Origin of the sequence: Alkalitalea saponilacus (assembly GCF_900168165.1) — a bacterium.
GTDB lineage: Bacteria > Bacteroidota > Bacteroidia > Bacteroidales > Marinilabiliaceae > Natronoflexus > Natronoflexus saponilacus.
The window spans coordinates 38,656-49,851 of record NZ_FUYV01000004.1 but is presented as its reverse complement, the minus strand read 5'-3'; the positions used below and the strand labels follow the sequence as shown (position 1 = coordinate 49,851).

7 protein-coding genes are annotated in these 11,196 nt (G+C 37.1%); 1 reads left to right on the top strand and 6 read right to left on the bottom strand.

Going from position 1 to position 11,196, the window contains the following annotated elements:
• Together B5X70_RS18025 and B5X70_RS04660 are read right to left on the bottom strand one after the other, a co-directional pair.
• Positions 1-2,168, bottom strand: a 2,168-nt coding sequence (locus B5X70_RS18025) for an immunoglobulin domain-containing protein (protein WP_159449983.1), incomplete at its 3' end; no start/stop codon positions are given.
• A 466-nt stretch (positions 2,169-2,634) separates the two neighbouring features.
• The gene (locus B5X70_RS04660) at positions 2,635-3,279 is read right to left on the bottom strand and encodes a PQLLE family protein (RefSeq protein ID WP_079556723.1); all 645 of its coding nucleotides are present in this window, start codon (positions 3,277-3,279) and stop codon (positions 2,635-2,637) included.
• A 522-nt stretch (positions 3,280-3,801) separates the two neighbouring features.
• Here B5X70_RS04660 and B5X70_RS04655 point away from each other — a divergent pair.
• Positions 3,802-5,175, top strand: a complete 1,374-nt coding sequence (locus B5X70_RS04655; RefSeq protein ID WP_232468334.1) for an MATE family efflux transporter — start codon at positions 3,802-3,804, stop codon at positions 5,173-5,175.
• Between the two features lie 350 nt (positions 5,176-5,525).
• On the opposite strand, the gene murB is transcribed toward B5X70_RS04655, so the two are convergent.
• From murB to B5X70_RS04635, 4 genes are all read right to left on the bottom strand, one after another.
• Complete coding sequence (gene murB, locus B5X70_RS04650) at positions 5,526-6,545, bottom strand: UDP-N-acetylmuramate dehydrogenase (protein WP_079556722.1); 1,020 nt, start codon at positions 6,543-6,545, stop codon at positions 5,526-5,528.
• A 70-nt stretch (positions 6,546-6,615) separates the two neighbouring features.
• Entirely contained in the window at positions 6,616-9,000 is a 2,385-nt protein-coding gene (locus tag B5X70_RS04645) for a polysaccharide biosynthesis tyrosine autokinase (RefSeq protein WP_079556721.1), read from the bottom strand.
• Between the two features lie 145 nt (positions 9,001-9,145).
• Entirely contained in the window at positions 9,146-9,892 is a 747-nt protein-coding gene (locus tag B5X70_RS04640; RefSeq protein WP_079556720.1) for a glycosyltransferase family 2 protein, read from the bottom strand.
• A 22-nt stretch (positions 9,893-9,914) separates the two neighbouring features.
• Entirely contained in the window at positions 9,915-11,021 is a 1,107-nt protein-coding gene (locus B5X70_RS04635; RefSeq protein ID WP_079556719.1) for a glycosyltransferase family 4 protein, read from the bottom strand.
• Positions 11,022-11,196: the final 175 nt, after the last annotated feature.

The window sequence follows — 11,196 nt, the reverse complement described above, 5'->3', positions numbered from 1 at the left end:
CGGTAAACATAATTACCGCTTCCTCCTGACGGCGTAGCTTCTAACTCAAGATCTTCTCCCAAACAAACCTGATGTGAAGGACTGTTATCACTATCAATTAAAACAGTTGGGTTCTCATTTACAATAAGTTCTACGTCCAAACCAACAGGGAACAATTCACATCCATTGGCATCTTCCACGGATACAATACTGTATGTTGTATTCGAAACCGGTGATACAGGAATGGAAACAGTATTTCCAGGAATATTATTCTCAGTAAAAGAATCTGTTCCATCACTAAAAGTAACTGACCAGGGGGTTGTCCCTGTTGTTAGCTCAATTATAAGATTGGTGCTACTACCATCACAGATAGCAGGATCTTCAAGTGAAATTGCAACAACCGGAAGAGGATAAACTTCAACAGAGATTTCTGTTGTATCGGTACATCCATCATTGGTATGGACAACAACCTGAATCTCACGAATCCCGATATCACCAACAGTGGGAGTATATTCTATAAAATCAATTGCTGACTTAGCCTGTACCAAGTCACCATCAATGAAAAACTCGTATTCATCTCCACCGGATGCAGTATAAGTGCCAGTAGAACCAACACACAATTCAATTGGGCCCAAAAGCTCAGCATCAGGGTTTGTAAAGACTACGACAACTTGTGTTTCAACATCACTAAAACAACCGTTACCATCTTCCACAATAACAGTGTAAGTTCCGGCATCGGTTAATGAAATCGGGTTGATCGTTAAGGTACGTGAGTTATTAGGAATGGGCGTACCATCTAATTCCCAATAATAAGTATAATTTCCGTCCCCACTGGTTGGTTCATCAATTGAAAGGGTGATTGATTCGCCTTCACAAACATCACCTGTGTAATCAATCGGGCTAATTTGCGGTCTTGGATTGATTGTAATGGTTGTTGAAGCTTCATCAGAACCGCAGCCATTGTTGTCGGCAACTACCACAGTATAAATACCGGAATCATTTATGACATTTGCACCATTAATAGAAATTGTAGATGTAGAAGATGGCAATCCCATGTCATCTCCATCTTTCTCCCAATAATAAGAGAAAGGACCAGTTCCACCTGTTACAACTGCTTGAATTGTGAAATCAGAATCCTCACAAGCCTCACCTGGAGCTACGATGGAAACTTCAGGGTTTTCATTAACGGTAATATTTATTGTTGTGGTGTTTTCACAACCGTTAGCATCGCGTACAAACAATGAAAACTGGCCATGATGGTCAGCTCTGATTGCATTCGATATTATTGGATTTTGATCGGTTGATGTAGTAGTTCCATCGGGGAATGTCCATTCATAGAATGCCATTCCATCAGGCTCTGCGAACAGTTGAATAGGATCTCCTTCACAATATGCCGGTTCATCAGAGGAGGCTATCGGAGTAGGAAGGGGATGCACGACAAGATCAACCTCTCCGTTCATTCTTGCCTGACATCCACTGGCAACAATCTCGGCACGAACAGTGTATAATCCTGATGTGCTAATATTAGGAAATGAAATAGGACTTCCTGTTCCATCTATAAGAGTAAAAGTATATACATCATCTCTAAAAAGTCGATATCGTACAGCTGTTTGACTACCACTTAAATCAAGAGTAATTGGAGAACCGGAACAGGTTTCTTCATCCCCCATTAAATTAAATATTGTAGGTATGGGTAAAACAGTTGTTTCATCACTCATTGATGTAGAACGGAAGCCGGAACTTGTCACCTGAAAGATTTCAAATTTAAGTGTTCGACTCAGATAAACTTCTGAGAGCAATTCAGGATTGAAATAAAATTCAGCATCAAGACCCTCTCCAATTTGGGTAATTAAACCACCTGAAGTATCGATAATCATACCTCCAACACTTATCTCCCACTCAAAACCAACAGTAGAACCTAATATTGTCCAATCATCATTTGGGTATAAAAGAACTTCTCCGGAATTTTGACAATATGCAGGCTCAAGACAATCTAAAATATCATTAATTCCTGCTAAAATAATATATTCTCCAATATCACCTTTTTCCAATGCCTCCCTGGCTTCATTTCTAATTCTCTCATAATCGGAAATAGCTGATGGTTCTCTTTCTTGAGCAATTCCGATAAGGAAGCTGCCAAAAGAAAAAATCAACATGATAAACAATCGTAATAAATATCTATAATTCATATCCCATAAATTAGGGTAAGACATTCAATAATAATATTAAAAACAATGCACTGTTTGTTATGCCAAAAACAGATATAGTGAATATATTAACAACTAACCAGTTACCATTATATTCCATACAATTCAGCAAATCTGCACAAAAATAGTGGAATTCGCCTATTGAAACGAGATTATAAAGGATAAAGTGCAGTGTTTCGTCAAAAAAACACTCCGGTGCAATGATTTGTGGTTAGAGAAGAGATACATTGAAAACTAATTTTTCACAAACAGAAAAACAAATAAGACCAATACAACCTCAATTACAACAAGTTAATCCTTGCAAATTCCAAACTTTCAATAAATTGTATGCGCACAAATAACTCTCTTTAGAATTATTTAAATCTATAAACATTTTTTACGACAAACTTCATCATATGTTACAAAATGCTCTAATTCTAAGCACTTTTGTAAATTCAAAAATAAATATCTACACCCGTAAACGACGAAAAAGTTCTGGTTGCTCATCTAATGCAATTTTTGCAATCTTCAAATAATCACTTACCCACTCTTGCAGCTCTTTAACTTTCTTACGCTTAACGGCAGTCTGGTTCTTGGATTCGTTTTTAAGTTTTTCACATTCCAAAGCCTTCGCTCGCAATTTATCCAGATCGGACAAAATTATTGCGACATCTTTTTTACTGATACCATATTTCTTGAGAACAGAGATCCATCTCTCCTCTCCTAATAAACGATTACCAAAAACAGAAACCTGATTCATCCAATCATCAAGTTTTGTTTCCCGAGGACCTTCAAGCTGCAGTGCTTTTGAGATGATGATATCTTTATCGAAGGCAATTCGAGCTATCTGCAACATTTTCATGTATTGTTTTCGAACCAGATTATGCAATTGCTTTCTCTCTTCATGTGCTTTGATCTTGTCTTGTATGACTTTTTCCTGAGCATCATTAAATTGCTTTACTTTCCGGTAAAACATCTCCCCCTCTTTTATTCTGGTTTCATCATAGCCAAACCTACCAGTTGCTTCGACAATACGCGTCTCATTCAGCGAATTACCAATCAGACCAGCCACTTTGACCATAAAATCATCAAACGACAGTTTTGAAAAATGCATCGTTAATAAATTTTGTCTATACAGCATTTTACAAATCTATATAGAATATTCTATATCTACAAAACTATTTTGCTCTTTTTTTAATTTATTTTATATCTATCTATACAAAATTTAAAACTTTTATATTAATCTTATTTCTAATTTAATTCTTGATACTTATTTTTTCATAATACATACAATTTTAGAAGTATATTACTAATTTTTAAAAAAGTTAAATTTAATTCGATTATTCTTTATATATTTATTATCATACTATTAATATTTATTTCTACAATAACATTCTAGAATTAGATTTGATACTAATTATTATAGATAAATGTTTGATTATTATAGATAGAACTTTTTATAAATAGGTATAAAAAAATAGTTCTAGAGTTAATAATTATTATATAGACCATAAATATTATTTTTAGAATTAACAATTTCTATTTCAGATAGAATAATATTAGTACAGCGGTTTGAAAGACATCGCCATTTTGATATACATCATAGGCGGGTAAAGAAATTTAACCCATCTTTGCATTGAGGAATGTTAATAATGGAGATGTGAGAGGTAGAAACTTTTTCAGAGAATTTAAATCCAATTATAAGGCTAATTCCAGTCTGGCTCTGCCTGTAATATTATCACAGGCTGGGCAAGTCATCGTTGTTTTGGCCGACAATTTAATGGTTGGTCGTTTGGGAGCCACACATTTGGCAGCTGCAGCTTTAGCCAACAGCATATTTATTGTTGGAATGATGTTCGGAATTGGTCTGGTAACCGGCCTGACTCCCTTAAGCGGAAAAGCATTTGGAGGAGGCAACAGAAAAGAGGCAACGGAGTGGTTTAAACAGGGAATTTACACATTCCCTGTATTGGCAATCATTCAAACAATCATATTAGCCGCCATTGCCTTGATAATTCCCTACATGGGACAACCGAAGGATGTTGTTGAACTGGCCATTCCATATTATCTGGTTCTTGTGCTCACCCTTATTCCATTTCAGTTTTTCTTCATATTTAAGCAATATGCGGAAGGTTTGGGCAACACACGAATTGCCATGGTGATAACCATTTCTGCCAATATTCTGAATATTATCCTGAATTACATATTAATATACGGAAAATTGGGTTTTCCTGCTTATGGCCTTATTGGAGCAGGTTATGCAACTTTCATCGCCAGATTTTTCATGATAGTTATTTTTGTCTGGTTCTTTTTTAAATTTAGCTTTTTCAAAAAGGATAGAATATACTGGCGCTACACCCGCTTTAATCTTTCAAAGTCAATCAAATTATTAAAACTCGGAATTCCGATTGGCGGTCAATACATTGTTGAGATGCTTTCATTCAGCCTTGGAAGTATTATGATGGGATGGATCAGCGCCAATGCGTTGGCTGCTCATCAAGTGGTCATGAGTTTGGTGAGCTTTACGTATATGATTTCGGCAGGATTGGCTTCAGCAACAACTATAAAGGTTAGTCATTTCAGAGGGCAAGGAAATCTGAAACAAGTAAGAAAATCGGTTTTTTCCTCTCTTCATATGGTAATAGCATTTATGACATTTAGCCTTATCATATTTTTAGCCTTCAGATTTAAAATACCTGCTCTATTTGTCCCTGCCATTGAAACAGAAGTCATTGCAATTGGTGCAAGCCTGATGTTAATTGGAGGTTTGTTCCAGTTGTTTGATGGAGTTCAGGTGGTATCTCTTGGTGCTTTACGTGGGCTTGAAGATGTAAAAATACCAACCATAATGGTAATTGTCGCCTACTTCATTATTGCACTGCCTGTAAGTTACGTGGCTGCCTTTATTTTCAAACTGGGTCCGCAAGGGATATGGCTTGGTTACATGTCGGGGTTGATGATGGTCAGTATGCAACTTCTGTTTCGGTTCTTATGGCTAAATAGGGGGTGAAGATTGGAGTTTTATGGTTTATAGTTGATGGTTTTGATGCAAAGTTTTTGACTCAAGGTTCAAGGTTTGAAGTTCTAAGTTTGAGGTTTGAAGTTTTAAGTTTGTGGTTTGAAGTTTTAAGTTTGTGGTTCTAAGTTTGAGGTTTGAGTATGCCGACACATCGAAATTGTTTAATTTTAGATACTGATTTCTCTGAGATATCAGGTCTAGTGTCAAGTCAAAAATGAAGTATCTTCCTCACTCACCCCTAATCTCCAAGGGGGAACCGCTAAACGCACGGATCTATAAACGACTTCTTATGGTAACCTAACACCACTTTACTATTTACTCTTGTTGTGATGACAAAAACTCTAAAATCCAACCACATTTACCTCTCTTTCAAGTTTTATGGAAAAGGCATTGAAAACATCGGTTTCAATGCGCTCGGCAAGTTCAATAATTTCGTTTCCTGACGCATTCCCGAGATTCACAAGAACCAGAGCCTGTTTATGATGAACACCGGCATTACCAATCGATTTTCCTTTCCAGCCACACTTTTCAATAAGCCATCCGGCCGGGATTTTTACCAGAGAGTTCTCTTCCATTATGAAATAAGGAATTCCAGGAAAGGAATTCTGAAGGTCCAGAAATTGAGTGAATGAGATTACCGGATTTTTAAAAAAACTGCCGGCATTTCCAAACTCTTCCGGATCCGGCAGTTTCGACTGCCGAATATTTATCACAGCCTGACGCACATTTTCAAGAGTTATTTCTCCAAGTTTATTGACCTCATCAATTAGCGATCCATAATCAAGAATAAAACCTGGCTGCTTTTTCAATCGGAAATATACGTATGTTATTACCACCTCTCCTTTTAAAGAGGTTTTAAAGATACTTTGACGATAGTCAAATTGGCACTCATCTCTTGATATAACAAAATGAGAGGCATCTTTTAGGTACAAACCCTCAACTTTATCAATTACATCTTTAACCTCAACACCATAGGCACCAATATTCTGAACAGGTGCTGCTCCAACATTCCCGGGGATAATTGACAGATTTTCCAATCCATAAAACCCATTATCCACGGACCATCTTACAAGATCATCCCATACAACTCCTGATCCAACTCTAATTGTAACCTCCTGGTCATTATCCTGAACCTTTTCAACACCATGAATCCCGGAATGCAAAACAACTCCGTTAAAGTCGGAAACAAACAATAAATTGCTTCCCCCACCTAAAATTAATACTGGTATATCTCTAACCTGATCTGATTCAATGATACTTTTCAACTCATCTTCTGAGGTGTAAAAAATATATTTATCTGCATTGGCATCAATCCCGAATGTGTTAAGGTGTTTTAATGAGTAATTGGAGAGTATCTTCATTCTTATAATTATCTAAACTCTTTCTTTAACAATTTATTAATGACCAATTCAAGCAGTGATAACTGATTGATCAACTTTTACTCTGAAAATATCCTGAAGCATAATAACCGTACCCCTGTGGTGCCGATGCAACATCATTCATCACCACCCCAATGCATTTAACATCTTCAGCAACTAAATTACTTAGAGTAATACCAAAATGCTCTTTATTGGTCACACCAGCTCGAACGACATAAAGATGACATTCAGCCAGATCCATTAATATTCTTGCGTCAGAAACCAGACCAACCGGCGGTGTATCCACCACAATGATGTCAAAGTTCTCTTTTAGTTTTTCAAAAAAAACGACGGTATTAGAACCGGAAATAAGTTCAGAAGGATTGGGCGGTATGACTCCGGCAGGAACAACAAATAAATTTTCGTGGTTTGTTGGTCTTACAATATCTTCAAACTCCACCTGACCAATTAAATAGTTACTAATTCCCGGATGATTGGCGACATCAAAAATAGCTGACAGTCTTGGCTTCCTTAAATCAAATCCAACTACGGCTGTCTTTTTGCCGGATATGGCAAATACCGAAGCCAGATTTATGGAACAAAAGGTTTTTCCTTCGCCGGTATTGGTAGAGGTAACTGAAATCACCTTACCGGGATTTTGTGATAACAAAAAGCGAAGTTTTGCACGAAGAGACCGAAATGACTCTGCCACTACAGAGTTTGATTGATCGAGAACAACGTTCTCTCCGCCATCTCTGCTTCGCAAAATATCCCCTACAATTGGTACATTGTTTATAACTCCCTGCAAATCTTCACGACTTCTGATTCTGGTATTGAACAACTCCTTAAGCCCGATGATAAGAGCGGGGATTATAAGCCCTGCCATCAAACCTTTAGTGTAATTACTTCTCTCGCTTGGGGTAATGGGACCGCTTACCGATGCCTGATCCAAAACTTCGTTATCCGGCACATTACTTGCCTTCGCGATTTGCATTTCAGAACTTTTTTGCAACAAAAAAGTGTAAATGGCATCGTTAAGTTTATGAGTTCTCTCCAAAGCCAGAAAATCCCGTTCTAATTCGGGCAAATCTCCTATTTCCCTGGTAAGTAAACGAATGTGCCTATCAATCTCTGCACGCTGCATATCAATGGTTTCCATCTGCTTTCGAATGGCAGTCAGCAAGGTTTTTTCCGAAAGCTCAATTTGCTTTCTTAATTGCTGCTGATAAGGATTGGCTTCGCCAGCCTGACCTGCAATCAATGTTTGTTCGTTTAGTAATGTCAGATGATCTCTCACAAACTGCTGAACAATTCCTGCGGGTTCGCTGGAAAAAACTGGAAGAAGATAGTCGTCTTCATTCAAATCATTAGTTTGAATGCGTTGCTTTATAATGGTGAAGTACTCATAACTGACATCCAACAACCGACGTTCCCTTTCCTTCTGAAAAAATTCTGAAGATAACCGTTGTGAAACCTCCGATGGCATCATAAATCGATTTTCACGTCTGAAATCCATCAACTCCTGCTGGGTCACTTGAAGGGTGTCCGAAACTTGATTCAACTGACGTTGAATAAAGTCAATAGACCGGGTGGCCATATCGTTCTTCCTCTCCAGATTATTGATGATAATTTCCTCAGAAAAAACATTTAAAAAACGCATCAACTGTCGAGGCTGTATACCTGTAACAGAAATAAATATAATAGAAGATCCTTCCCGATATGGAGATACCGATAAACGAGAGCGGAAACGGGAAGCAAGTACTGCATGCGAGTTAAAAACAATGTAATAATTTCCCTGTTCGATTCTTCCATTTGCTGAGGTTGAATGAATAGAAAACCGGAATGCATCATGCTGAATGGTGTCTCCAGGTGATATTGTTCTGTCAAAACTTACAGGGCCCGAAAATGATTCATTTACAGAGGTTTTATAATTATGTAGCCAGTTTCCTTCGCTTTTAACAGAAACCTGAATTTGTCCATTTCCCAACACATCAATGTTTATAGGAGTGTTAAGAAGTTGAGGATAAAGTGAATCAAATCTGATTTCAAAAGGGGTTGGATTGTATAGTTGTGTATCTTTAAATCTGCCGCGTGCATAATAAGACACTCCAAAATCGAGCCGGTCAATGGCACGTCGCACCATAGACTGTGACCGGATAATAAAACTTTGATTTTCAAAGCTTCTCATCTCAGGTGATAGACCAAAACCCTCGGTCAGAACCGAACGTGAAATGGATCGTTCTGCATTTATCTGAAACAACATGGTGATGGATGCACGATATTCAGGAACCGTATAACGATGGTAAAGCCAGGCAGCGCTCAATCCCATTGGAATAAAAATGACAAACAGATACCAGTGCACAAAAATAAGCCGAGCTATTTTTCGTATATCGGAAAAACCATCGGTTCGATGGTTTGGAGTCGTTTTAATTCCCCCGTGATGTGTAGGTACAGCCATCAGTTTAAAAATTTAACAGCAACCATTTGGATGCATGTTCATAAATTACAATTTGCCTAATGCTTTAATTATAATTGGCAAATATACAAAAAGCTTTATAACATCATTTAAGCATTGCACTGTTCAATGAGACATTTCAAAAAGTTTACCTGCGTAAAAACTGCCCCAATTTTGAAAAATTTTTCAACAGTAAAGTTCCCACCCCTCCAATTTTATTACGACGAATGATTTGAAAATCTTCGGAAGATTTTCTAAAAATATTGCCCAAACTTCTGTTACTGGCTCCTCCGGTAGGCATCAGAATCATAACTTTATCAAAATAACACACTCTAATATCCGGTGTTTTCAGGCATCGAACCATCCAATCATAATCAGCAGCAATGCGATAAGTGGTATCAAAAGATCCTATGTTGTTTAAAACTTCTCGCCGGAAATAGACGGTTGGATGTGGTGGCATCCAACCATTTGAAAGCTTGGATTGAGAAAATGAACCGCTTTTCCAGTGGCGAATAACGTTGGCCGAATTTTTAGAAGAGATATACTGCAGATCTCCATACAGGAGATCACAATTGTTGGAAGAAAATTTTTGAGCAACAGATGATAACACATCTATTTCAGAAAACCGATCCCCTGCATGTAAAAAACCAATTACTTGACCGGTTGAAATTTTTAATCCTTTGTTCATGGCATCATAGATGCCATGATCAGACTCGCTGATCCATTTCCTAATTAAATCTTCATTCTCCTTAATAACATCAATGGTTCCGTCCTTGCTTCCTCCATCAATAATAATGTATTCTACATCCGGAAAGTTCTGATTTCTTATTGAATCAAAAGTAATACGTAAATCTTCTGCACAATTATAAGTTACTGTAATCAAAGAAATCTGCATTTCAAACGGAATGAGAGATTAACTAAACTATTTTATGACGATTTTTGCTTCTCAACATTTTCTTTCGTCTACGACCAATAGCGAAAGATGGTACCTGAAAAATCAGAAATCCCAGCACCATATTCAGAATTAAAAGCTTGAGCATTCCAAAGTCGCGCAAAATATAGGAAAGGAATATAAAAATAAGATTTACTGACCCCAGCAAAATGGCAATTTGGATATGCGAAAATCCGAGGGTAAGCATCCTGTGGTGAATATGTCGTTTATCGGCAACAAAAGGCGACTGACCTTTTGAAATACGAAAAAAGAAAACCCGGATGGTATCAATAATCGGAACGATTAAAATACCTAAAGCCACAGCCGGAGCCGAAGTCATAGTATAAGTGAGAGCGGACCGCACCGACTCGGCATTATACTCCATAAACCTGATGGCGAACACAGAAACTATAAAACCAATCAATAAAGATCCTGTATCACCCATGAAAATTTTCTGAGTTCTGGAAAACACATTAAAATATAAAAATGCAAGCAGCGAACCAATTAAAATGGCTCCCAAAACAGGCATGGCGTGATCTCCATTAATAAAAAACCAAAAAGAAAAAGCAGCAGTGGAAATGATACCTGTTACAGCTGCCAATCCGTCAACACCGTCAATCAGATTAAATCCATTGATAATAAACACCACAAATACTATGGTAAACGACATGCTTACAAAATAGTCTGGTTGCAAACCAAAAAAGCCATGAAAATCGGTAATCCTGAGATCACCAAACCCAACTATAATAAAAGCGGCCAAAAGCTGTCCCAAAAGTTTCATAATTGGGGCTGTCACCATAATGTCATCTTTAATTCCAATGGAAAAAACAATAAGCAGCGCGGGAATCAAAAACGGAATGGCTCTATGATCAAACCAATCTAAATAGAACAAATAGGTAAAAATAATGCCAAAAAATATGGCTAATCCTCCAAGTGTGGGGACATTCTCTTTATGTACACGTCGTCTGTTCGGAACATCAAACAAATTCTTGGAATAAGATACTTTTAATATGGTGGGAATGGAAATAAACACCAATATAAAGGAGAGAAGTCCGGCAGAAAGTATTTGTAAAATGATGGTATAATTATTCATCTTTTTCTTAGGCTTTTGGTAATCATATACGGGTATTTTGGGTTTTAAATGTCAATTTCGCACAAATTTACAAAAAACATCATTATCCATCATATTTACACTTTAATTTATCAAAAAGTTACGATATTCAGATAAAAAGGATGTTACACCCTAGAATAATTTACTATTTTTGATG

What these genes read in the sequence shown, in the direction of transcription:
- B5X70_RS04660 (WP_079556723.1), bottom strand. Translation starts at nt 3,279, where the DNA reads ATGCATTTTTCAAAACTGTCGTTTGATGATTTTATGGTCAAAGTGGCT.
- murB (WP_079556722.1), bottom strand. Translation starts at nt 6,545, where the DNA reads ATGAAGATACTCTCCAATTACTCATTAAAACACCTTAACACATTCGGG.
- B5X70_RS04645 (WP_079556721.1), bottom strand. Translation starts at nt 9,000, where the DNA reads ATGGCTGTACCTACACATCACGGGGGAATTAAAACGACTCCAAACCAT.
- B5X70_RS04640 (WP_079556720.1), bottom strand. Translation starts at nt 9,892, where the DNA reads ATGCAGATTTCTTTGATTACAGTAACTTATAATTGTGCAGAAGATTTA.
- B5X70_RS04635 (WP_079556719.1), bottom strand. Translation starts at nt 11,021, where the DNA reads ATGAATAATTATACCATCATTTTACAAATACTTTCTGCCGGACTTCTC.